Source organism: Merdimmobilis hominis, from assembly GCF_900104615.1.
Lineage (GTDB): Bacteria > Bacillota > Clostridia > Oscillospirales > Ruminococcaceae > Merdimmobilis > Merdimmobilis hominis.
In genome coordinates, this window is the sequence record NZ_LT629939.1 from 2016068 (window position 1) to 2038477 (window position 22410).

19 protein-coding genes and 1 riboswitch are annotated in these 22410 nt (G+C 55.8%); of the genes, 12 read left to right on the plus strand and 7 right to left on the minus strand.

Annotated features, from left to right (window positions below; translation table 11 throughout):
- Positions 1 to 123 precede the first annotated feature (123 nt).
- The 6 genes from BQ5353_RS09725 to BQ5353_RS09750 all read left to right on the plus strand — a co-directional run bounded on the left by BQ5353_RS09725 (position 124) and on the right by BQ5353_RS09750 (position 7881).
- Complete coding sequence (locus BQ5353_RS09725; RefSeq protein WP_071428041.1) at positions 124 to 2238, plus strand: polyribonucleotide nucleotidyltransferase; 2115 nt, start codon at positions 124 to 126, stop codon at positions 2236 to 2238.
- A 230-nt stretch (positions 2239 to 2468) separates the two neighbouring features.
- Positions 2469 to 3089, plus strand: a complete 621-nt coding sequence (locus BQ5353_RS09730; RefSeq protein WP_054331825.1) for a hypothetical protein — start codon at positions 2469 to 2471, stop codon at positions 3087 to 3089.
- Between the two features lie 13 nt (positions 3090 to 3102).
- On the plus strand, positions 3103 to 3330 hold the full coding sequence (locus BQ5353_RS09735; RefSeq protein WP_054331826.1) for a helix-turn-helix domain-containing protein: 228 nt from the start codon (positions 3103 to 3105) through the stop codon (positions 3328 to 3330).
- Positions 3331 to 3570: 240 nt separating this feature from the next.
- The gene (locus BQ5353_RS09740; protein WP_054331827.1) at positions 3571 to 4857 is read left to right on the plus strand and encodes a hemolysin family protein; all 1287 of its coding nucleotides are present in this window, start codon (positions 3571 to 3573) and stop codon (positions 4855 to 4857) included.
- Positions 4858 to 5117: 260 nt separating this feature from the next.
- Positions 5118 to 7079, plus strand: a complete 1962-nt coding sequence (gene metG / locus BQ5353_RS09745; protein ID WP_071428045.1) for a methionine--tRNA ligase — start codon at positions 5118 to 5120, stop codon at positions 7077 to 7079.
- A gap of 13 nt (positions 7080 to 7092) precedes the next feature.
- Complete coding sequence (locus BQ5353_RS09750; RefSeq protein WP_054331828.1) at positions 7093 to 7881, plus strand: TatD family hydrolase; 789 nt, start codon at positions 7093 to 7095, stop codon at positions 7879 to 7881.
- 173 nt (positions 7882 to 8054) lie between these two features.
- On the opposite strand, the gene BQ5353_RS09755 is transcribed toward BQ5353_RS09750, so the two are convergent.
- From BQ5353_RS09755 to BQ5353_RS09775, 5 genes are all read right to left on the minus strand, one after another.
- Positions 8055 to 9230, minus strand: a complete 1176-nt coding sequence (locus BQ5353_RS09755; RefSeq protein WP_054332482.1) for a phosphoribosylaminoimidazolecarboxamide formyltransferase — start codon at positions 9228 to 9230, stop codon at positions 8055 to 8057.
- Between the two features lie 44 nt (positions 9231 to 9274).
- Positions 9275 to 9354, minus strand: a riboswitch (ZMP/ZTP riboswitch).
- 41 nt (positions 9355 to 9395) lie between these two features.
- Positions 9396 to 10109, minus strand: a complete 714-nt coding sequence (locus tag BQ5353_RS09760) for a hypothetical protein (RefSeq protein ID WP_143117213.1) — start codon at positions 10107 to 10109, stop codon at positions 9396 to 9398.
- A gap of 18 nt (positions 10110 to 10127) precedes the next feature.
- Positions 10128 to 11363: a glutamate-5-semialdehyde dehydrogenase gene (locus BQ5353_RS09765; protein ID WP_054332484.1), complete on the minus strand. Its 1236-nt coding sequence runs from the start codon at positions 11361 to 11363 to the stop codon at positions 10128 to 10130.
- The gene (proB, locus tag BQ5353_RS09770) at positions 11360 to 12154 is read right to left on the minus strand and encodes a glutamate 5-kinase (protein WP_054332485.1); all 795 of its coding nucleotides are present in this window, start codon (positions 12152 to 12154) and stop codon (positions 11360 to 11362) included. Before proB ends, BQ5353_RS09765 begins: the two co-directional genes overlap by 4 nt.
- Positions 12155 to 12416: 262 nt before the next feature.
- Complete coding sequence (locus BQ5353_RS09775) at positions 12417 to 13493, minus strand: DUF6612 family protein (RefSeq protein WP_071428049.1); 1077 nt, start codon at positions 13491 to 13493, stop codon at positions 12417 to 12419.
- Between the two features lie 294 nt (positions 13494 to 13787).
- Between BQ5353_RS09775 and cuyB the strand changes: the two genes are divergently transcribed.
- The 3 genes from cuyB to BQ5353_RS09790 all read left to right on the plus strand — a co-directional run bounded on the left by cuyB (position 13788) and on the right by BQ5353_RS09790 (position 16277).
- On the plus strand, positions 13788 to 14483 hold the full coding sequence (cuyB, locus tag BQ5353_RS09780) for a cysteate racemase (RefSeq protein ID WP_071428051.1): 696 nt from the start codon (positions 13788 to 13790) through the stop codon (positions 14481 to 14483).
- Positions 14484 to 14643: 160 nt separating this feature from the next.
- On the plus strand, positions 14644 to 15522 hold the full coding sequence (locus tag BQ5353_RS09785) for a transporter substrate-binding domain-containing protein (RefSeq protein ID WP_054332488.1): 879 nt from the start codon (positions 14644 to 14646) through the stop codon (positions 15520 to 15522).
- A 119-nt stretch (positions 15523 to 15641) separates the two neighbouring features.
- A complete protein-coding gene (locus tag BQ5353_RS09790) occupies positions 15642 to 16277 on the plus strand; it encodes an amino acid ABC transporter permease (RefSeq protein WP_267888296.1) in 636 nt (211 codons plus the stop codon).
- Positions 16278 to 16344: 67 nt separating this feature from the next.
- Here BQ5353_RS09790 and BQ5353_RS09795 read toward each other — a convergent pair whose 3' ends face one another.
- Entirely contained in the window at positions 16345 to 17364 is a 1020-nt protein-coding gene (locus BQ5353_RS09795; protein ID WP_054332489.1) for a peptidylprolyl isomerase, read from the minus strand.
- A 245-nt stretch (positions 17365 to 17609) separates the two neighbouring features.
- Between BQ5353_RS09795 and BQ5353_RS09800 the strand changes: the two genes are divergently transcribed.
- From BQ5353_RS09800 to BQ5353_RS09810, 3 genes are read left to right on the plus strand one after another with little or no spacing between them, the layout of a single operon-like run.
- Positions 17610 to 17975 carry a DUF2178 domain-containing protein gene (locus BQ5353_RS09800; protein WP_054332490.1) on the plus strand — a complete coding sequence of 122 codons (366 nt, stop codon included), beginning with the start codon at positions 17610 to 17612 and terminating at the stop codon, positions 17973 to 17975.
- Positions 17976 to 17987: 12 nt separating this feature from the next.
- Positions 17988 to 18191, plus strand: coding sequence for a helix-turn-helix transcriptional regulator (locus BQ5353_RS09805; RefSeq protein ID WP_054332491.1), 204 nt, complete (start codon positions 17988 to 17990; stop codon positions 18189 to 18191).
- 56 nt (positions 18192 to 18247) lie between these two features.
- Positions 18248 to 18670: a DUF3796 domain-containing protein gene (locus BQ5353_RS09810; protein ID WP_054332492.1), complete on the plus strand. Its 423-nt coding sequence runs from the start codon at positions 18248 to 18250 to the stop codon at positions 18668 to 18670.
- Positions 18671 to 18792: 122 nt separating this feature from the next.
- On the opposite strand, the gene BQ5353_RS09815 is transcribed toward BQ5353_RS09810, so the two are convergent.
- Positions 18793 to 22215 (minus strand): pyruvate carboxylase, encoded by a 3423-nt coding sequence (locus BQ5353_RS09815; protein WP_071428055.1) that lies wholly within the window; start codon positions 22213 to 22215, stop codon positions 18793 to 18795.
- Positions 22216 to 22410 lie beyond the last annotated feature (195 nt).

Below are 22410 nucleotides of genomic sequence, written 5' to 3' on the forward strand. Positions count from 1 at the left end.
GCCGGAATCCATACGGGGGTTTTAGCAGTGAATCGAGGGCTTGAAAGCACAGTCAAGCGCTGGGTTAATTGCTAAAAGCATCCCGGGTGGGGCCGGCCCAATCAACAAGGAGGAAACACCCGCATGTTTGAAAACTACCACGTATTTGAAACTGAGTTCGCCGGCAAAAAGATCAGCTTTGAAACCGGCAAAATGTGCTGCCTGGCCGGCGGTTCCTGCTTGGTCCGCTACGGTGAGACCACGGTGCTGGTCAACGCCACTATGGCGGCCAAACCCCGGGACGGCATCGATTTCTTCCCCCTCTCGGTGGATTTTGAAGAGAAGCTGTACGCCGTGGGCAAGATCCCCGGCTCCTTCTTGAAACGGGAGGGCCGCCCCAGCGAGAAGGCCGTCCTCACCTCCCGGATGGTGGACCGCCCCATCCGCCCCTTCTTCCCCCACGACCTGCGCAACGATGTGTCGGTAGTGATGACCGTTTTGTCGGTCGACCCCGATTACTCCCCTGAGATCGCTGGCCTGATGGGCACCGCCTTCGCCCTGTCCATCTCCGACATCCCGTGGAACGGGCCGGTGGCCGGTGTCAGCGTGGGCCTGGTGGACGATAAGATCGTCCTCAACCCCAACGCTGAGGAGCGGGAGAAATCCACCCTCAACCTGACCGTCGCCGGCACCGCGGAGAAGGTCTGCATGATCGAGTGCGGCGCCAATGAGGTCCCCGAGGACACCATGTTGGAGGCCATCATCACCGGCCACAAGGAAATCCAGAAGATGTGCGCTTTCCTGAAGGATGTGCAGTCTAAGATTGGCAAACCCAAGATCAACTTCGTCTCCCAGGAAGTGCCTGCCGAGATGTTCGAGGCCATTAAGGACTTCGCCATCGACAAGGTAAAGGCCGCCCTGGACACCGACGACAAAAACATCCGCGAGGAGCGCCTAGCTCCCGTTGTGGCGGAGATCCACGAGAAATTCGACGAGGTTTACCCTGAGGAGATCGCCAAGATCGACGAGTGCATCTACAAATTGCAGAAATTCGTCGTCCGCCGCTGGCTCCTGGACGAGGGCAAGCGGGTCGACGGCCGCGGCCTGGATGAGATCCGCCCCTTGGCGGCTGAAGTTGGACTGATCCCCCGCGTCCACGGCTCCGGCATGTTCACCCGCGGCCAGACCCAGGTGCTGACCATCACCACCCTGGGCCCCATCAGCGACAGCCAGCTGCTGGATGGCATTGACAACGAGGAAACCAAACGGTATATGCACCAGTACAACTTCCCCTCCTACTCGGTGGGTGAGACCCGTCCTTCCAGAGGCCCTGGCCGCCGGGAAATTGGCCACGGCGCCCTGGCGGAGAAGGCTCTGGTGCCGGTGCTCCCCTCGGTGGAGGAGTTCCCCTACGCCCTGCGCGTGGTCTCTGAGGTTCTGTCCTCCAACGGCTCCACCTCCCAAGGTTCTATCTGCGGTTCCACCCTGTCTCTGATGGACGCTGGCGTTCCCCTGAAAGCCCCGGTGGCCGGTATCTCCTGCGGCTTGATCACCGAGGGCGACCGCTGGATGACCATGGTGGATATCCAGGGCCTGGAGGATTTCTTCGGCGACATGGACTTTAAAGTGGGCGGCACCCATAAAGGCATTACCGCCATCCAGGTGGATATCAAAAACGACGGCCTGACCTATGACATCATCAAAGAGGCCTTTGAAAAGACCCGCGCCGCCCGGATCCACATCCTGGACGACATCATGCTCAAAGCCATCCCCGCCCCCAGAGCGGAGCTTTCCAAATACGCGCCCAAGATGCTGACCATCAAGATCCATCCCGATAAGATCCGTGAAGTTATCGGTTCCGGCGGCAAGGTCATCCAGAAGATCAGCGCGGAGTGCGGCGTCAAGATCGACATTGAGGACGACGGCAGCGTCTTTGTCTCCTCCGTTGATATTGAAGGGGCAAAACGGGCCATCCAGATCATCAAGACCATCGCCATGGACCCTGAGGTGGGCGCCATCTACAAGGGCCGTGTCACCCGCCTGATGGCCTTTGGCGCCTTTGTGGAGATCGCCCCTGGCAAGGAGGGCTTGGTTCATATTTCCAAGCTGGATACCAAACGGGTGGAGAAGGTAGAGGATGTAGTCACCGTCGGTGACGAGATCCTGGTCAAGGTCACTGAGATCGATTCCCAGGGCCGGATCAACCTGTCCCGCAAGGATGCGCTGGCTGCCGTGGAGGCCAAACGGAAATCTGAATAATATCCCTGTTTTTAAGCGGAGGGCACTGCCCTCCGCTTTTTTGTTTTGTTGAAAAGGGGGAAAACGGGTAGAGAAGAAGACTTAAGCTCGAGAACCTGGACGCGATTATGAAAGAAAAACGGGGAAATACTGTAAAACGAGAAATATTTAACGATAAACATTAAAAATATATTGAAAAACAGTATATTCCTTGTTATACTGAAGGCAGAAACTAGATGGGGGGGATTGGAATGAACCTAAAAATTGAACGCTTTCGCAAATACAGCAAACTGGTGGGCCTGGTGATCAAAGCGGCCAGCATCCTGTTGTGGCTGTCGGTTCTAAGCGGGATGATCGGCCTTTTGTACTGCGCTGTCTCTTCGGAAGAGGATTTCGGGGTGTTCCCGGCCGGGGAGGGGACGGTCTACTACGGCTTAAAGAACAGCTCTACCCGATATGGGCCACTGCCCGCTCCCTTGCCGGATGAGTTCAGCGTCCGAGGGGAAACCCTTTCTGCCATTGTGGTTTCCACCAGCATTAATGGGTTGGCCGCCTACTCCATCCATTGCTTAGTCAAAATTTTCCAGGATGCCGCAGGGGAAGAATATACCCCATTTTCCATCCCGACCGCCAAGCGGCTGAAACGGATGGGCATTTCCACCGCTCTTATTGCACCAGTGTTCAACATCACAAACAGCTATGCCCTGTCGATGATGTACGGCGTCCCCTTCCAGTTGGAAATCACCCTTGGCGGTTCGCCCCGTGGTTATTTTTATCTGTTGCTGCCGTTGATGGGCCTGGCCCTCTATGGGGTGGGGCTGATCTTTGAATACGGGATAGAGTTACAGCTCCAGGCGGACGAGACGTTATAAAGGGGGCGGGGCTATGGCAATTATCCTGCGATTGGACCGTGTGATGGCCGACCGGAAAATTTCTCTCAACCAGTTGGCAGAACAGGTGGGCATCAGCAACGTCAACCTCTCCAATATCAAGACGGGAAAAATCAGCGCCATCCGGTTTTCCACTCTGAACGCCATCTGCCGGGTGCTTGATTGCCAGCCGGGGGATATCCTGGAATATCAGCCCGACGACCCGGAAGAGATGGGCAAATAGTCGGTCCCCTTTTCATGTTTTGTTGGGAAGGGGGAAAAGTGAAATTGGAAGCGGGCTTGTGCGGGCGACCTAGCGGGCGGCAGGATTTGAGCGAGGGTCACCTTGGGCAAAAACCCCTGAGAAAGGGAAAAAATCGGTGGAAACCACCCTTTTGACCCATTGAGGGAACGCCGGGTTTCTGATACAATTAGTAACTAACAAGCCTAAAAATACAGTAAATGAAATTGGAGTTGAGACAGTTTGGACAGTAGCAGTTGGGTCATGTTCGCATCCATCGTGGTGTTGATCCTTCTATCCGCATTCTTTTCCGCTTCGGAAACCGCATTTTCCACCGTCAACAAAATACGCCTGCGCAACTATGTGGACGGCGGCAGCACCAAGGCGCAGCGAGCCTTGGAAATCGCCGAGGACTATGACAATGTCCTTTCCACCATTCTCATCGGCAACAATGTGGTGAACATCGCCTCCACAGCCATCGCCACCATTTTGTTCACAAATTTGTTTGGCGCGTCTGGCGCGGCAATTTCCACAGCAGTGATGACTGTGCTGGTGCTGATTTTTGGTGAGATCCTTCCCAAAAGCTATGCCAAGGAGAACAGCGAAGCCTTGGCTTTGCGCTTTGCTGCCCCTCTGGGCATGCTGATGACGGTGCTAAAACCCTTTGTGTGGTTTTTTGTAAAACTCAAAGGCATGATGGCCCGCTTCACCGGATCGGGGGACAACAGCCCCTCGGTGACCGAGCAGGAACTGAAGGTGATTATCGAAACCATTGAGGGCGAAGGGGTGCTGGAAGAACAGGAGAGCGACCTGGTCCAATCTGCTTTGGAATTTGATGAAATCGATGCCCAGGAGGTTATTACCCCCCGTGTGGATATGATCGCGGTGGACATCGATGACCCCATTGAGGAGACCATCAAAACGGTGATGGAGTCCCGTTACACCCGAATCCCGGTGTACCAGGGCAGCACCGACAACATCATCGGCATCCTCCAGGCCCGCGACCTGCTGGAAAGCATCATCCGGGGCGGGGAGATCGACCTGCGCCGCCTTCTCAGCGACCCCCTCTTTGTACACAAGACCAAGAAGATTTCCACCTTGCTGTCGGATTTTAAACGCAACAAAGTCCACATTGCTGTGGTCACCGATGATTACGGCGGCACCATGGGTATTGTCACCATGGAAGACCTGCTGGAAGAACTGGTGGGCGATATTTGGGATGAAGATGAGGAAGAGGTTCAAGAACTGGTCCAGGTGGGCGAAAACCGCTATGAAGTCACCGGCGACATGAACGTCTATGAGATGTTTGAACAACTGGGGGTGGATGACCGCTCCTTTGACAGCGATTACAACACCATAAGCGGCTGGGCTATGGAGATGCTGGAGCACATCCCCGAAGTGGGGGAGAGCTTCACATATAAAAATCTGACCATCACCGTTTTGGAACAGGAGAACCAGCGGATCATCAAGCTGCTGGTGGAGGTCACCCCGGAAGAGGGGCCTTCTGAGATAGAGCAGGATGGCAAATAGAAATGAAAAAAGAGAGACAGCCGTGTCGGTTGCCTCTCTTTTTGTATATAATATATTTTTTATACTAAAAGTCTAATTTGATGGGATATCCACGGCGGGGGAAGGGCGAAAAAAGCGGATGGGAGAGGGGCGATTGGTTGAGTTTGGGAAAAAACGGTGGTATAATAAAACAGTATATTTCAATGAGATCACCCGTCTTTTTGACGGTACCTATAGGGCTGTCATCGGGATCAACGGCCCCTACAGGAGGAGGAGAAACAATGAGCGATAAAAAGTTTTACATCACCACCCCAATTTATTACCCATCGGATAAACTGCACATCGGCCACAGCTACTGCACCGTGGCCACCGATGTGATGGCCCGGTATAAACGCCTCCAGGGTTATGACGTCATGTTCCTCACTGGAACCGACGAGCACGGCCAGAAGATTGAGGAGAAAGCCAAGGCGGTGGGCAAAACCCCAAAACAGTATGTAGATGACGTGGTGGCCGGCATCCAGGATCTGTGGAAGCTGATGAACATTTCCAACGACCGGTTTATCCGCACCACCGACGATTACCACGAGCTGGCAGTGCAGCGCATCTTTAAAAAGCTGTATGACCAAGGGGACATCTACAAATCCACTTATAAGGGCAAATACTGCACCCCCTGTGAATCCTTCTGGACCGAGAGCCAGCTGGTGGACGGCAAATGCCCCGACTGCGGCCGGGAAGTCCACGACGCCGAAGAGGAAGCCTACTTTTTCCGGCTGTCCAAGTACAGCCAGCGGCTGGTGGAGTACTATGAGGAGCACCCCGACTTCATGGAGCCCCAGTCCCGCCTCAACGAGATGATCAACAACTTCATTAAGCCCGGCCTGGAGGACCTGTGTGTCACCCGGACTTCCTTCAAATGGGGCGTCCCGGTGGACTTTGACCCCGCCCATGTGGTGTACGTCTGGGTGGACGCCCTCTCTAACTACATCACCGCTTTGGGTTACATGAACGACAAATACGATGATTTTGAGAAATACTGGCCCGCAGACGTCCACTTTGTGGGCAAGGAGATCATGCGGTTCCACTCCATCATCTGGCCCGCCCTGCTGATGGCCCTAGACCTGCCCCTGCCCAAAAAGGTGTACGGCCATGGCTGGCTGCTGCTGGAAGGCGGCAAGATGAGCAAATCCAAAGGCAATGTGGTGGATCCGGTCGTCCTCTGCCAGCGGTATGGGGTGGATGCTATCCGCTACTTCCTCCTGCGGGAATTCCCCTTTGGGTCGGATGGTGTGTTCTCCAACGAAGGGCTGATCACCCGCATCAACTCCGATCTGGCCAACGACCTGGGCAACCTGGTTTCCCGCAGCGTTTCGATGATTGAGAAATACTTCGGCGGCACCCTGCCAGAGGAGCGCCAGGCTGATCCCCTGGACGATGAGCTGATCGCCATGGTGGGTGGCCTTCAGGCCAAATATGAGGAGCAGATGGAGAAATACGCCTTCCAGAACGCCCTCATCGAGGTGTTCAAGGTGGTGAGCCGCGCCAACAAATATGTAGACGAGACCGCCCCCTGGGTCCTGGGCCGGGATGAGGCCAACAAGGCCCGCCTTGCCACCGTGCTGTACAACCTGGTGGAGACCATCCGGGTGTGCGCCATCCTGCTGACCCCCTTTATCCCCGCCACCACCCCCAAGATCTTTGAGCAGATCGGCGCTGGGGAGGAGATCAGCCAGTACGCTTCTGCCGGGACCTTTGGCCTGCTGCCAGTCAACGTCACTGTGAAGAAAGGGGAGACCCTGTTCCCCCGCATCGACATGGCCAAGGAGCTGGCCGAGCTGGAGGCTGACCGCAAAGCCAAGATGGAGGCTGCTGCCAAGGCTGAAGCCCCTAAAGAGGAGAAGAAAGAGGAAACCGGGGTGGTTTCCCTCATCGACATCGACGACTTTGCCAAGGTGGAACTGCGGGTGGCCCAGGTGACCGCCTGCGAACCAGTTCCCAAGGCGGATAAGCTGCTGAAACTCCAATTGGATGACGGTATGGGCGGCCGCCAAGTGGTATCTGGCATCGCCAAGTTCTACACCCCAGAAGATTTGATCGGCAAAAAGCTGGTGCTGGTAGCCAACCTGAAGCCCGCCAAACTGCGGGGTGTCCCCTCTGAGGGGATGATCCTGGCGGCCGACTGCGGCGAGGAAATCAAGGTCCTATTTGTGGATGGCGCCATCCCCTGCGGCTCCAAAGTCCGCTAGGAGGGCTGGGGAAATGGTTCATCACATCTTCGACTCCCACGCCCATTATGACGATGAACGGTTTTGCGAGGACAGAGGGGAACTTCTGTCCTCGTTCCCTGCTGCGGGGGTGTGCCGTGTGCTCAACGCCGGCTGCAATTTAGAAGCCAGCCGGGCGGGCATCGCCTTGGGAAAGGAGTACCCCTTCCTCTATTCGGCAGTGGGCTGCCATCCAGACGCGGCGGATGAGGTTACCCCTCAAAGCCTTGCCCTCCTGCGGGAACTTGCCGGGGAGGAAAAGGTCAAGGCCATTGGGGAGATCGGCTTGGATTACCACTATGAGGACATCCCCCGCCAGCGGCAGATCCCCGCCTTTGAGGCCCAGCTCCAGCTGGCTGGAGAACTGGATATGCCGGTGATCATCCACTCCCGGGAGGCGGTGGAGGACACTATGCGCCTGCTGAACCAGTACCGGCCCAAAGGGGTGGTCCACTGTTTCTCCGGCTCGGTGGAGACCGCCAAAGAGGTGCTGCGGCTGGGGATGTACATCGGGGTCACCGGGGTCATTACCTTTAAAAACGCCCGCCGCATCCGGGAGGTGGTGGAGGCCGCGCCCTTGGACCGCCTTCTCATTGAAACCGACTGCCCCTACATGGCCCCGGAGCCCTACCGGGGCAAGCGGTGCGATTCCACTATGCTGCCCCGCATGGCCGAGGCCATCGCCGCCATCAAAGGGATCACCGCCCAGGAGGTGGCTGACGCCACCTGCCGCAACGCCTGCCGGCTTTTTGAAATCCCTCTGCCGGAGGGCTTGGGCGAATAACTGGAAATACAAATTGTATTATTTAAAACTAAAATTATAAATTTACCTCAGCCGGTCTGAAATTAGATAATATATAACGATAATAGTACATTTTGTATATTTATTTTCTTTGGTCGGCTCCAATTTGTGAAAACCCCCCGTTCTTTCTTTTGGAAAGAACGGGGGGTTTTAGCTTAGTGGTGGAACAAGCGGACGCCGGTAAAGGCCATGGCGATGCCGTACTTGTCGCAGGTGGCTATGACGTTGTCATCCCGCACCGAGCCACCGGGCTGGGCGATGTAGGAGACGCCGCTCTTGTGGGCCCGCTCGATGTTGTCCCCAAAGGGGAAGAAGGCGTCGGACCCCAAGGAAACGCCGGTGAGCTGGGAGAGCCAGGCGGCCTTTTCCTCCTTGGTGAAGACGGCCGGTTTTTCGGTGAAGGTATTCTCCCAAATACCGTCGGCCAGCAGGTCCATGTACTCATTGGAGATGTAGACGTCGATGGCGTTGTCCCGGTCGGCGCGGCGGATGCCAGGCCGGAAGGGCAGGGAGAGGACCTTGGGGTTCTGCCGCAGGAACCAGTTGTCCGCCTTGTTGCCCGCCAGGCGGGTGCAGTGGACCCGGGACTGCTGCCCGGCCCCCACGCCGATGGCCTGGCCATCCTTTGCGTAGCAGACCGAATTGGACTGGGTGTACTTGAGGGTGATGAGGGAGACAATCAAATCCCGCCGGGCCTCATCGGGGATCTCCTTGTTCTCGGTGACCAGGTTGGTGAGCAGCTCTGCGGTGATTTTGGCGTCGTTGCGGTGCTGTTCAAAGGTGATTCCGAAAACGTCCTTGCTCTCCACCGGGGCGGGGACATAGCTGGGGTCGATTTGCAGCACCGTGTAGCTGCCTTTGCGTTTGGCTTTGAGGATGGCCAGGGCCTCCTCGGTATAGCCGGGGGCGATGACCCCATCGGAGACCTCCCGGTTGATGAGGGCGGCAGTCTCCTTGTCGCAGACATCCGAGAGGGCGGCGAAGTCCCCGTAAGAGGACATCCGGTCAGCGCCCCTCGCCCGGGCATAGGCGGTGGCTAAGGAGGAGAGGGGCTTGTCGTCCACAAAGTAAATCTTCTTGAGGACATCGCTCATGGGGACGGCCACTGCAGCCCCGGCAGGGCTGACATGTTTAAAGGATGCAGCGGCGGGTAGGCCGGTAGCCTCCTTCAGTTCTTTGACCAGCTGCCAGCTGTTGAGAGCGTCCAGCAGGTTGATGTAACCAGGGCGGCCGTTCAGCACGGTGATGGGCAGGTCCGAGCCATCTTTCATGCGGATTTTGGCCTCCGGTTGGTTGGGGTTGCAGCCGTATTTCAGCGCCAGTTCGTTCATAGGGGAAGTCTCCTTTCAAATGACAAAAGAGCCGGCCATCCGGGCAAAATTGCCCAGACGGTCGGCTCTCCTCGATCCTACTCCCTGTGGGTGCTCCCACATTCCGTCAGTCATAGGACCGGTACAAAGTTTAGTATACACGCCCAGCCGCTGGCTGTCAACCAGTTAGCCGGGGATACCCATGCCGCTGCTGGCGTTGTTGGTAGGCAGGTCGCGGATGGCAACCAAGTTGTAGCCCCCCTTGACTTTTTTCATTACATACAGCATGTATTTGTCAGGGGTGGGCTCGTATTTGGTCCCGGAGAGGTCGCTGGTCCAGGCATTGCCCGGCGGCAGATACCCCACGGTCAGGGTGTAGGTGTCGCCCTTTTTGGAGATTTTCTCCACCTTGGGGGTATAGTATCCAACCTGGGCGGCTATTGGGATCTCATAGACGTTGCTCTCCGTGTTGAGGGTATAGGTGATGTTGAGGTCTCCGAAGGATTTGTGCTCCAGCTTGATGTCGGGGCCGAACAGCTTGGCGCACTCCACGTCCACATCAGAAACCGGCACCATCAGAAGGCCATTGTCGCTGTAGACGTAGCTGTCCCGCTTGTCGCTGTATAAAGCTGACCAGAGGGAATACTGCAAAATGGCAAGGGGGTCGGCCTCCGCTGGGGATTCAAAAGGGACTGGGTCAAACATGAGGACGGGAAGCAGCATCCGCTCAAACTTGGCCTTTTCCTTGGAATTGTCCAGGACTTGCTGGGTCAGGTTGATGGACAGCATCCCCACCGTTGCCAGGCCGATGACGGCCAGCACCAGGAAGAGGGCGCCCAGCGGGGCTGCACGGCGGTTTTTTCGCCGCCTGGGCTGGGGCATAGGGGTAGTACTCGACATAACAATTCTCCCGTTTGGCTAACGGATCTGGCCGTCGCCAAAGATGATGTATTTTGTGGTGGTCAATTCCGAAAGGCCCATGGGCCCGCGGGTATGGAGCTTTTGGGTGGAGATGCCAATCTCCGCGCCGAAGCCGAACTCGCCGCCGTCGGTGAACCGGGTGGAGGCGTTGACATACACCGCAGCCGAATCCACCTGAGAGAGGAACTGCTGGCTGTGGGCATAGCTTTCGGTGATGATCGCTTCCGAGTGGTGGGTGGAGTGGCTCTCGATGAAGGAAATGGCCTCATCAATCCCCGAAACCACTTTGACAGCTAGGATATAGTCGTTGTACTCGGTGTAGAAATCCTCTTCGGTGGCGGGCTTGGCGCTGGGAAGGATGGCACAGGTCTCGCTGCACCCGCGGATCTCCACCCCGGCATGGGCGAGGGCTTCGGCCATCTGGGGCAGGAAGGCGGGGGCGATAGCCCGGTGGACCAGCACGTTTTCCACCGCATTGCAGACCGAGGGACGGCTGGTTTTGGCGTTGTCGATGATGCTGGCGGCCATGTCAAAGTTGGCGCTGTCGTCCACAAAGATAAAGCAGTTGCCAGCGCCGGTTTCGATGACCGGGACGGTGGCGTTCTCCACCACCGATTTGATCAGCCCCGCCCCGCCCCGGGGGATGAGGACATCTACATAGCCGTTCAGCCGCATGAGCTGAGCGGCGGATTCCCGGGAGGTGTCCTCCACCAACAGGATGGCATCCGGGCTGATGCCCGCTCCAGCGATGGCCTGGCGCATGATGCCGGCCAAAGCCTTGTTGGAGTGGATGGCCTCCTTGCCGCCCCGCAGGATGCAGGCGTTGCCGGATTTGAGGCAGAGGACGGCGGCGTCCACTGTCACGTTGGGCCGGGATTCAAAGATAATAGCTACTACGCCCAGAGGGACTTTTGTTTTGGAGATGCGCAGGCCGTTGGGCCGGGTAAAACCGTTTTCCACCTTGCCCACCGGGTCCTCCAGTTTTACCACCTGGCGCACCGCGTCCGCCATAGAGCGGATGCGGGACTCGGTGAGGGTGAGCCGGTCGATCATCGCCTCGCTGATGCCGGAGGACCGGGCGGCGGCGATGTCCTTTTGGTTGGCGGAAATGACCATCTCCATATTATCACAAAGGGCGTCTGCAATCGCGAGTAAGGCGTTGTTTTTTGTCGCAGTGGAGGCGATTTTTAAGCCGCGGGAGGCTACTTTTGCCCGTTTACCTAGTTGAATCATTTGGTGTTCCCTCCTATAAAATGGGTGCCGACCTCTTTGCCCTCCATCAGATCGTAGAGCAGATCGGGGTTTTCCCCTTGTATAATGGCCATATCAATCCCCTTGGAACAGGCGATCTGTGCGGCGTGGATTTTGGTGATCATCCCGCCGGTGCCCCGGTTGGAGCCCGCTCCGCCTGCGATGGAGAGGATGGAGTCGTCGATGGTTTCTACCCGGCGGATGAGGGTGGCGTTTGGATTTTCATGGGGGTTGGCGGTGTAGAGGCCATCGATATCGCTCATCAGGATGAGGGCATCCGCACCCACCAGGGTGGCCACAATGGCGGAGAGGGTATCGTTGTCGCCGAATTCAATCTCCTCTACCGCTACGGTATCGTTTTCATTGACCACTGGGATCACCCCCATCTCCAGCAGCCGGTTGAAGGTGTTGACCACGTTTTCGGTCCGTTTTTCCACCTCCACAATGTCCCGGGTCAGCAGGATTTGGGCCACATTGTGGTTGTACTCGGCAAACAGCTTATCGTAAAGGTACATCAACTCGCACTGGCCGACGGCCGCCGCCGCCTGCTTGGAAGGTGTGTCATGAGGTCGCTCTTTCAGGCCCAGTTTGCCGACGCCAACAGCCACCGCGCCGGAGGATACCAGCACAATTTCTTTGCCGCTGTTGCGCAGGTCCGCCAAAACTTTGACCAGCTTTTCTACCCGGCGGATGTTGATCATGCCGGTTTCATAGGTCAAAGTGGAGGAACCCACTTTTACTACAATTCGTTTTGCGTCCTGAAAAGATGCCATGTCACACACTTCCTCACAAACTTTCTTACTTTTCCACAGCCCATGCCCTGACGGGAATGGGGAAGGGAATGGAGTTATTATAGCATATTGAGCAGGATTTTTCATCTATTCCGCCGAAAATTCACCCAAATTTCGCATTTGCATGAGGGAAGGGCGCATAGATGAGGCACCATTTGGAATCGAGCTGGGGGAGTTTACGTGGGATCTGCCGGGATACAAAAAGGCCCTGTGAACTTGGTTCACAGGGCCTTGGGGAGTGGGGTTAGAGGGAAGGCCGGGCAGGGGTGCCGGTCTCCGGCAGGGGAACCGAGGTGGGGAGATCATCCTGGCTGTCCTCCCAATCTTTCCAGCTTTCCTCTTGCATCCGCTGGATCATGCCAAAGAATGGGTTGAGGTCGTCCACGCTGACCTTCCCCCGGGAGATGTCATCCAGCTTGACGATGCCGGAGGGGCTCACTTCGGGGAAGGAGATTTCCTGGACCTTGTTGATGTTGGAGAGGGCCGCGCTGTATTTCATCGTCATGGGTGTGTCATACATGCTGAATTTCAGCTCGAACTCCGAACTGGAAAAGTAGCCGTCTTTGCCGATGGTGGACTGCCCCTTCAGGGAGGTGATCTCCATCTTCTCAATCATCTCGCAGTAGCTGTCCATCTGTTCGTCGTAGGCGGTGGCAGCTTCCTCCCGCATAGAGGCCCAATCCTCTTCGGTGAAATCCTCGGCAAAACCGTATTCCTCCCAGGTCTTCTTTTGGGATTGGAAGGATTGTTCAATGGATTTTTCCCGCAATTCCGGGTTTTTCAGAATTTTATCCACCAATACATCGGTGAGGAAGGATTTGGTTGCAGCGCCGTCCAACTCAAAAGAGGCAACGATATCCGACCCCTTTTTGTTGATCTGGAGGGATTCCCCCATCTGCTCGTAAAGGCTCTTGCTCTCCTGGGAGACCAAGTCCTGCAGGGACTTCATCTCTTCAGGGTTGTAGATATTGAACAGCTCTGACGGCATTTGGACGTATTTGGCGACAATGGGCATTTTGACAAGGGCATCCTCCCCTTTTTTGTAGAGCTCCATCTTCATGCCAATGTCCATGAGGCTGAAGTTGTATTTCACCGCCATGTCGTAGGTTTCCAGGCTGACGTCGCCTTCCAACTGGATGTCCATAAAGGTATAAGGGGAGCCTTCGTTGTCCATCACCAGGGAAATGGCTGCAACTTCATGGGCGTTTTTGACCTCACTGTTTCGTTCCAAAGCGCTGAAAAACGCATCTTTGGGGTCAGTGGCCTTGCAGCCTGCAAACACCAGCAGCGTGGCAAGCAGCAGTGCAAACGTTTTTTTCATATTGGATTTCCTCCTTGCATCCGAAAATAGGATGGCTGTAAGTAGTGGTGTACTTCTTTCAGTATAGCGGATTCCCTTTATTTTTACAAGGGAAGGTGTGGAAAAAGTGACAAAATCCATTTGAAAACGACGGCGTCTTTTGACAGGGGAATCGAGGCACGGCCCCTCCCATTTTACAGGGAGTTGTGCTACAATGTTTCAAGGGCAATTTTGGGGATACCACAGAACCACAATTGGCAAATACCCCGCCATGGGGGCTTCCCCCCGCTGGGCATCGATAAGGAGGACATTTTTATGCACAAAAGCATTGGTATTTTAGGCGGCATGGGCCCTATGGCCACGGCCGACCTGTTTCAAAAGATCGTCGCTTTGACCAAGGCGGATTCGGACAACGATCACATCCGTATTTACATCGACAACAACCCCCAGATCCCCGACCGCACCACGGCCATTTTAAAGGGGGGGAAGGATCCGGTCCCCCAAATGCTGGACGCCCTGCGCCACTTGGAAGCCTGCGGCGCCGACTGCATCGTCATGCCCTGCAACACGGCCCACTACTTTCTGGACCGGCTGCAGCTGGAGACAAAAATCCCCTTTATCAGCATATTGGAGTCTACTGCTAAGGCTTGTGCGGCTGCACACCCAGGGAAGACCGCTTGCATCCTGGCCACCACCGGAACCTTGTGCACCGGGATTTATGAGAAGGCCCTCTCCCAAGAAGGGGTCGCCTATCTGCTTCCGGGCGACCGCCATCGGGAGATTCTCATGGATGGGATCTATCGGATCAAAGCGGGGGAGCGGCTGACCGATCCCGCGCCTTTCCAAGGGATGCTGGAGGATCTGCAGGCTGCCGGGGCGGATTACTTTATCTTGGGGTGCACCGAACTGCCGTTGGCGGTGGAGCAGCTTTCCCTTTCGGGGAGCTTTGTTGACCCCACCTTAGAGCTGGCAAAAGCGGCCATCCGTTTTTGTGGGGGCGAAATCAAATAACACTATCTTCAAAGCTTGTGTTTTCTATAGCCAAATCAGCTGACATTGATAATTTCAATATTTGCTGACAACGGGCCGGAAGGCTGTTATCCTTTTTCCTGTGTGGGACGATTGCCAAATGCAATTTTCTCAACAATTATGTGAAAAAGGAGATTATGTGATGAAGATCAAAAAATGGATAGCCTCTTTGCTGGCCGTATGCGCTCTGGCAGCGGTATTCAGCGGTTGTTCCAACCCTTCCTCTACCCCTTCTGGGAGCAGCTCCAGCACCAGCAGCGAGGGACAAAGCGGGACTGCAGAAGATGAAAACGTCATCCGCGTGGCGACTGCGGGCAGCTACCCCATGTTCACCCAGCTGAAAGAGGATGGCGAGACCCTGGAAGGCATCGACATCGAGGTTTGGGAAGAGATCGGCCGCCGAACCGGCAAAGAGATCGTCTTTGTTGTGGAAAACCTGGACGCTGCCTTTGGCGACATTGATGCGGGCCGCGTGGATTCTGCAGCAAAGCAGATCAGCATCACCCCCACCAGACAGGAAAAATACAACTTCTCCGAACCTTACTTTTTCAGCCCCTATCGGATGGTTGTTCAGGAGTCAAACAACGAAATCACCAAGTTTGAGGACCTCTACGGCAAAAAGATCGCCCTGGAAACAGTGAGCGCAGCCCACGAGTACATCAAGGCACTGGATCCAGAGGGCAAAATTGAGATTTTGACCTTCCCCTCCGACCTGACTATGCTGCAAGAGGTGGAAGCGGGCCGTGTAGACGCCGCCCCCTACGCAGAGCCGGTCTTGGATTACGCGATGAAACAGTCTGGCCTGCACTTGAAACCCATCGGCGATCCCATCTACACCGAAGTCAATGCTTTCCCCTTTGCCAAAACAGAGCGGGGAGACCGCATCCGTGCAGAGGTAGATAAAGCCCTTGCTGAGATGAAAGCAGACGGCACTTTGAGTGAAATCTGCATCAAATGGTGTGGGTTTGACCCCATGCTGTCGGACGCTGCCAAGGAGTATGAAGCAAGCCAGGCAAAATAGTTGCAGCTGAATAAGAAGGCAGGGCAATACAGGTTGTTTCAACTGTATCTGCCCTGCCTTATCTTTGGGGGAGGAAAGTATTTGTGAGCAGTGCATTCAATGTGCAATATTTTGTGAAGGTGTTTCCAAAGATTTTACAATTCTTGCCCACTACCGCTGCTGTGGCTGTTGTGTCATTGCTGGCGGCCCTTGTTTTTGGGATGATTCTGGCCCTTATACGGCGGTTCCGTGTAAAGATGCTCTATCCAATCTCCAATGTATATGTGTCTTTTTTTCGCTCCACCCCCTTTATCGCCCAGATATTTCTTCTTTACTACGGCATGGCCCAGGTGTTTCCCTTTATCCGGGGGATGTCCCGCTTTATGGCGGTCTGCACCATCCTCTCCCTGAGCTATGGCGCTTTTATGGGGGAGAATATCCGGGCGGCCCTCAGTTCGGTGGACCGAGGGCAGTATGAAGCCGCCTTATCCATCGGCTTGACATTTTCCCAATCGATGCGCCGGGTTATTGTTCCCCAGGCCGCTCGTGTGGCGGTTCCCAGCTTGATGAACTCGTTTATCGACCTATTTAAAGCCACTTCTTTGTGTTACACCATTGGCCTGCGGGATATGATGGGAGGAGCAACGATGGAGATCAATTTCTCCTACCGCTATCTGGAGTGCTACACCGCTGTAATTGTTATATATTGGAGCATTATTGTGCTGCTGACTGCATTGCAGGGGAAGCTTGAACACCATTTAAACCAAGCGTATTAGCCACGGGCAGAAGAGAAACCATAAAACTAAAAAACCCCCTCTACGGAGGGGGTTTTTTAATAGCAGTTTACTTTACTGTTTCAGGAGTGATGGTGTCGTATTTCTCCCAGGTTTCCACGGTGAGGCTGTCGTAGGCCTCCTCCAGGAGGGGGGTGATTTTTTCATCCATCATCGACTGGCGGTAGGTGTCCTTGTTCTCGGCGATATACTCGTCGGTGATGGGGAGGCGGAGCAGGACATGATAGCCGTAGGTGGTCTCCACCACATCGCTGATGCCGTTTTCCGCCAGTTCAAAGGCGGCGGTTTCGAACTCTTCCACCATTTCCCCTTTGGTGAAGACGTAGCCGTCGGGGTAAACCTCGGTGCCGGGGTCCTGGCCGTACTGTTTGATCAGCTCGTCAAAATCTGCGCCGTTTTTGGCCTGGGCCAAAACGTTCTGTGCCTTTTGCTTGGCCGCCGCATTCTCTGCCGCGTCGCCGGTTTCGCTCTTGTTGATGAGCACATGCTTGGCCCGGACATAGTTGCCCAGGATATAATCGGTCACATCCTGGTCGGTGATCTCCTCGCTGCCACCGGGGCCGTAGAGGGCTTCCTCGGTCTTGGTCAGCAGGATATCATCCCCGATAAACTCCCGCAGCAGGGGCTCGGTCAGGTACATACTGGTGAGCGCTTCCTGGTAGCCCTCCTCACCGCCGGCGCTCTCCTTGTTGGAGGCGAGGCGCTCGTCAATGGTTTTTTGATCCTCATCATCCAGGGAGACATTGTTGTCTGCGGCCAGTTTGCGGATGGCCCGGCTCTGGCGGATCATGCTCTCGGAAGTGGCTTTGAGGTTGTCAGCCATCTCAGGGACTGTCTCCCAGATATCGGAGCCCATGTACATCTCCGCTTGGGCTTTGGTGTTGAGGTAATAATAGCGATACTCTTCCATAGAGATTTTCTCGTCCCCAATTTTCAGGACATAGGGGACTGCGACCTCTTTGCCATCCACCACCAGGTAGGGGGAGGTCTTCTGCTGGCAGCCGGCGAACAGGGAAAGGGCCACGGCGCTGGCCACAAGAGCGGTTACAATCTTTTTTGTTCCATTCATCGAAAAGGGTTCTCCTATCTTTTGTTGTAGAAAGATGCCGGAGGAAACCGGCGCTATAGAAAGTATTGTACCGCACTGGGCTGGTTCAATCAAGGGAGAGGGGGAAAATTCAAAAAACCGACACATTTTCTCCGGTCAGATTTTTCCAGCAAAAAACGAGGGGAGGCCCTTGACAAGAAAAAATGATAGTGATATATTTGTATCGTAAAGTGATAAATAAATCACTAATGAAAGGAGCGGTTCTTATGACAAACAATCGGCACCGCAGACAGTTTCTGCTTGGATTTTTGGGATTTCTTGGGTTTTTGGGAATCCGGTATTTCACCACCCATGAACTCTCTGACCTATTCTGGTTCTCCTGGCTGGCTTTTTTCGGGTACTTCCCAGTGGCCAAGGTGACTAGGGAAACCCCGGACGAGCGCTACTGGGAGAACGCCGCCAAAGCGCGGAATGTGGCCTTTTTCATTCCTCTGCTGGCGCTGTTTATCATCGGGTTCTCCGGCGGATTCCCCTTTGGCACAAGGGAGTTTATGGTGATTGCCAGCGCCTTGGGCTGGGCGGGGACGCTGCTGGCCTACTCCGGCGCCCTCTACTACTACGAGACCCGCTAGGAGGGAGCCGACATGCCTGACTTCGAGAGCAATTTAAAGAAATACCGGCAGCTGGCGGGCCTCACCCAGGAAGAGCTGGCCCAGCGGGTTGGGGTCCGGCGGGAGACCATCGTCCGGCTGGAGGTGGCAAAATACAACCCCTCCCTCAAGCTGGCAGTGGACATCAGCCGGGCGGTGGGCGCCCCCATTGAAGAGATTTTTGTGTTTGAATCCTAAGAGGTACTGCGGGAACGGCCCTCTCGTAGGGCGCTTATGAGAATGGAGCTGATACAATGACAAAACAGAAGAGCCAATACACCAGGACGATTTCCCCCAAGCTGGGCATATTGGGCATACTTGGATTCGTGGGGGTTGCAGGGTTCCTCCCCAAAATCTACCATATTACTGAAATTTTGCCCACGCCGACCTTCTTCTTTTTCTTTGCTTTTTTCGGGTTTTTTGGCTTTTATTATGAGGGAAAAATGTCCCACACCCTGATGGACGAACGCTTCCAGGCAAACGCCTACCGCGCCATGGCCATCGCCAACAAATTTGCCTTGACACTTATTTTGGCAGCGGCAATTTTGTCCATGTCGGTGCTCCGGCTGGAAGCCTATGACATGCTGGCGCTCCTCATTGCAGTGCTGGGGCTGGCATTTGGCCTTTCGATATTCCTACAGCAGTATCTGCTGTACCGGTTTGAGAATGAGGAGTAACCCCATCCAGCTGTTTGGAAGCAAAAGAGAATCAGAGGCGGCGCGCCCCATAAAAAAAGAGGAATCCCACTTGGGATTCCTCTTTTTGGGTAAGTCCTGCGCCCATAGCGGGGAGGGCTGGGTTACTGGATGGTGATGAGCAGTTCGCCGGCTTTGACCGACTGGCCTTCTTTGACCAGGATTTCCTTGACGGTGCCGCCCATCCGGGCACAGACACTGGTCTCCATCTTCATGGCCTCGATGATGGCGAGGACTTGGTTTTCCTCGACTTTGTCGCCAGGTTTGACCAGGACCTTGCTCACCGCACCGGGGATGCTGGACCCCACTTGGGATTGGTCAGAGAGGTCGGCCAAGCGGACATGTTCCTGGGCGGCGGGAGCGGTTTTGTCCTCCACGGCGATATCCCGGCGGGCGCCGTTGAGCTCGAATTGGAGGAACCGGGTGCCGTCGGCGTTGAGTTCGCCAGGCCCGATGTATTTGATGATCAGGGTCTTGCCGTCCTCAATGGCCAGCTCGGTGGTTTCGCCCCGGGTCAGTCCGCCGAAGAAGGCGGGGGTGGTCATCCGGCTGATGTCGCCGTAGGTCTCCCGGTAGCGCAGGAAGTCCTCCATCACTTTGGGATACAGGCAGTAACCAATGATATCCCGGTTGGTGGGGTTCGGGTAGAACTCCTCCAGCTTGGCACGGATGGCTTCAAAATCCGCGGGAGGAAGGAGTTCGCCGGGGCGGCAGGTGATGGGTTCCTCCCCTTTGAGGACCACCTTCTGGAGCTCCTTGGGGAAGCCGCCTTGGGGCTGGCCGATCATCCCTTTAAAGTAGCCGATGACCGAATCGGGGAAGGTCAAATCCCTGCCCCGCTCCAGGATGTTCTCCGGGGTCAGGCCGTTCTGCACCATAAAGATGGCCAGGTCACCCACCATTTTGGAGGAGGGGGTCACCTTGATCAGGTTGCCCAGCAGGAGGTTGGCAGTGCGGAACATCTCCTTGACCTCATCGAACCGGTGGCCCAGGCCCAGGCTCTCCACCTGAGGTTTTAAGTTGGTGTACTGGCCGCCGGGGATTTCGTAGCGGTAAATCTCCGTCTCCGGGGTGTGGATATCCGCTTCAAATTCCTGGTAGAATTTGCGGACATCAGCCCAGTAGTTGGATAGTTTTTGCAGTTCTGCCGGGTCGAAGCCGGTGTCCCGCTCGCCATTTTGCAGGGCGTATACCAGGGAGTTCATCGACGGCTGGCTGGTCAGGGAGGAGAGGGAGGAAATGGCGGTGTCCACAATGTCCACCCCGGCCTCGGCGGCCAGCAATAGGGCGGCGATCTGGTTGCCGCTGGTGTCGTGGGTGTGCAGGTGGATGGGCAGGCCCACCTCCTCCTTTAAGGTTTTGACCAGCTTCTTGGCGGCGTAGGGCTTGAGGAGACCGCCCATGTCTTTGATACACAGGATGTGGGCGCCCCGCTTCTCCAGCTCCTTGGCCAGGTTTACATAGTATTGGAGGGGGTATTTATCCTCTTTGGGGTCGAGGATGTCACCGGTGTAGCAGATGGAAGCCTCGGCCACTTTGCCTGCGGCGGCTACTTCTTCCAGGGTCAGCTCCATGCCGGGAATCCAGTTGAGGGCGTCGAACACCCGGAAGATGTCAATGCCGCTTCTTGCCGCCTCCCGGATGAATTCCTTGATGACGTTGTCCGGGTAGTTGGTGTAGCCCACGGCGTTTGCGCCCCGAATCAGCATCTGGAAAGGGATGTTGGGGATGCGGCGCCGCAGCTCATCCAGCCGTTCCCAGGGGGATTCGTGGAGGAACCGGTAGGCCACGTCGAAGGTGGCGCCGCCCCACATCTCCAAAGAGAAGGCGCCGTTTAAAATGTGGCTGGTGGCGTCTGCGATGGTAATCAGATCCCGGGAGCGGACCCGGGTGGCCAGCAGAGACTGGTGGGCGTCCCGCAAGGTGGTGTCGGTGATCAGCAGCTTCTTCTGGCTGAGGATCCAATCCTTGAGGCCCTCGGGGCCGTGCTGGTCCAGGTACTGTTTCAGGCCGGTAGGGCGGGGGACGTCGGTGAAATCCGGCACCCGTGGGGCTTCATAGGTGCGTTCCGGGGCCTCCGGGTTTTGGATGATGATGTTGCCCAGGTATTTGAGCACCTTGGTGGCCCGGTCCTTGGACTCGGTGGTGGCGAACAGCTCAGGGGTGTCGTCGATGAACTTGGTGTGGCACCGGCCGGACAAGAACACCGGGTGGGTTAGGATGTTGTTGAGGAAGGACATGTTGGTTTTGACGCCCCGGATGCGGATTTCCGCAATGGCCCGGAGCATCTTGCGGGCGGTGCCTTCAAAGGTGTTGTCGAAGGTGGTGATCTTGACCAGGAGGCTGTCGTAGTAAGGGGTGATCTCTGCCCCAGTGAAGGCGTTGCCCGCATCCAGACGGACGCCGAAGCCTCCGCCGGAACGGTAAGTGGTGATCTTGCCGGTGTCCGGGGCGAAATTGTTGCGGGGGTCCTCGGTGGTGATCCGGCACTGGATGGCGTAACCTCGCTGGCTCACCGCCTCCTGGCTGGGGATGCCGATGGATGGGTGGGAGAGGGGCAGGCCCTGAGCAATGTTGATCTGGGCCTTGACGATATCGATGCCGGTGACCATCTCGGTGACGGTGTGCTCCACCTGGATGCGGGGGTTCATCTCAATAAAGTAGTGACGGCCGTCGGCAGCCACCAGGAATTCCACTGTGCCGGCGTTGACATAACCGGCCTCCCGGGCGATCTTTACCGCATCAGAGTGGATTTCCCGCCGCAGCTCCTCGGGCAGGGTGAAGGCGGGGGTGAACTCCACCACCTTCTGGTAGCGGCGCTGGACTGAACAGTCCCGCTCATACAAGTGGACGATGTTGCCGTATTGGTCGGCGAGGATCTGCACTTCGATGTGTTTGGGATTTTCCAGGTATTTTTCCAGGAAGATGTCCTCGCTGCCGAAGGCTTTGCGGGACTCGTTTTTCACCAGCTGGAAGGCGTCGGCCAGCTCCTGGGGGGTGTTTGCCCGCCGCATGCCCCGGCCGCCACCGCCGGCAGAAGCCTTCAAGATCACAGGATAGCCGTACTCGGAGGCCTTCTGTAGGGCATCCTCCAGAGAGGCCAGGGGTTCGGTAGTGCCAGGGATAGTGGGGACGCCGCAGCGAAGGGCGATATCTTTGGCGCTCAATTTGTCGCCCATGCCGGCCAGCACCGAGGAGGGTGGACCGATGAAGATGAGGCCGGCCTCTTCACAGGCGCGGGCGAAGTCAGCGTTCTCCGACAGGAAACCGTAGCCGGGGTGGATGGCGTCCACCCCCTTGCGCTTGGCCAATCGGATGATCTCATCGATGGCTAGGTAGGCGCCCAGGGGGCTTTTGGTCTCTCCGATTAAGTAGGATTCATCCGCTTTGGTGCGGAACAGGTTGTATTTATCCTCTTTGGAGTAGATGGCCACGGTGGAGAGGCCCAGGTCATAACAGGCGCGGAACACCCGGATGGCGATTTCACCCCGGTTGGCCACAAGAACTTTTTTGATTTGTTTTTGCATGAAAATCACCTCAAAAAATCAAAATGCAGGAAAAATAAGTGAAAAAAAGAAAAAGAGGAATAAAATTTGAAATTTTGAATCTATTAAATTTCATTTTTTTCATTCTATCACGATCGGGTGAAAAAAGATACCCCTTTTTTTACTAGAGAAAAAAATTATCTAAATTCACCGAAGTTTTTGATAAATCACCGCTGA

Coding starts and splice junctions, on each gene's coding strand:
- BQ5353_RS09725 (WP_071428041.1), top strand. CDS start 124: ATGTTTGAAAACTACCACGTATTTGAAACTGAGTTCGCCGGCAAAAAG.
- BQ5353_RS09730 (WP_054331825.1), top strand. CDS start 2,469: ATGAACCTAAAAATTGAACGCTTTCGCAAATACAGCAAACTGGTGGGC.
- BQ5353_RS09735 (WP_054331826.1), top strand. CDS start 3,103: ATGGCAATTATCCTGCGATTGGACCGTGTGATGGCCGACCGGAAAATT.
- metG (WP_071428045.1), top strand. CDS start 5,118: ATGAGCGATAAAAAGTTTTACATCACCACCCCAATTTATTACCCATCG.
- BQ5353_RS09750 (WP_054331828.1), top strand. CDS start 7,093: ATGGTTCATCACATCTTCGACTCCCACGCCCATTATGACGATGAACGG.
- BQ5353_RS09755 (WP_054332482.1), bottom strand. CDS start 9,230: ATGAACGAACTGGCGCTGAAATACGGCTGCAACCCCAACCAACCGGAG.
- BQ5353_RS09760 (WP_143117213.1), bottom strand. CDS start 10,109: ATGTCGAGTACTACCCCTATGCCCCAGCCCAGGCGGCGAAAAAACCGC.
- BQ5353_RS09765 (WP_054332484.1), bottom strand. CDS start 11,363: ATGATTCAACTAGGTAAACGGGCAAAAGTAGCCTCCCGCGGCTTAAAA.
- proB (WP_054332485.1), bottom strand. CDS start 12,154: ATGGCATCTTTTCAGGACGCAAAACGAATTGTAGTAAAAGTGGGTTCC.
- BQ5353_RS09775 (WP_071428049.1), bottom strand. CDS start 13,493: ATGAAAAAAACGTTTGCACTGCTGCTTGCCACGCTGCTGGTGTTTGCA.
- cuyB (WP_071428051.1), top strand. CDS start 13,788: ATGCACAAAAGCATTGGTATTTTAGGCGGCATGGGCCCTATGGCCACG.
- BQ5353_RS09785 (WP_054332488.1), top strand. CDS start 14,644: ATGAAGATCAAAAAATGGATAGCCTCTTTGCTGGCCGTATGCGCTCTG.
- BQ5353_RS09795 (WP_054332489.1), bottom strand. CDS start 17,364: ATGAATGGAACAAAAAAGATTGTAACCGCTCTTGTGGCCAGCGCCGTG.
- BQ5353_RS09800 (WP_054332490.1), top strand. CDS start 17,610: ATGACAAACAATCGGCACCGCAGACAGTTTCTGCTTGGATTTTTGGGA.
- BQ5353_RS09805 (WP_054332491.1), top strand. CDS start 17,988: ATGCCTGACTTCGAGAGCAATTTAAAGAAATACCGGCAGCTGGCGGGC.
- BQ5353_RS09810 (WP_054332492.1), top strand. CDS start 18,248: ATGACAAAACAGAAGAGCCAATACACCAGGACGATTTCCCCCAAGCTG.
- BQ5353_RS09815 (WP_071428055.1), bottom strand. CDS start 22,215: ATGCAAAAACAAATCAAAAAAGTTCTTGTGGCCAACCGGGGTGAAATC.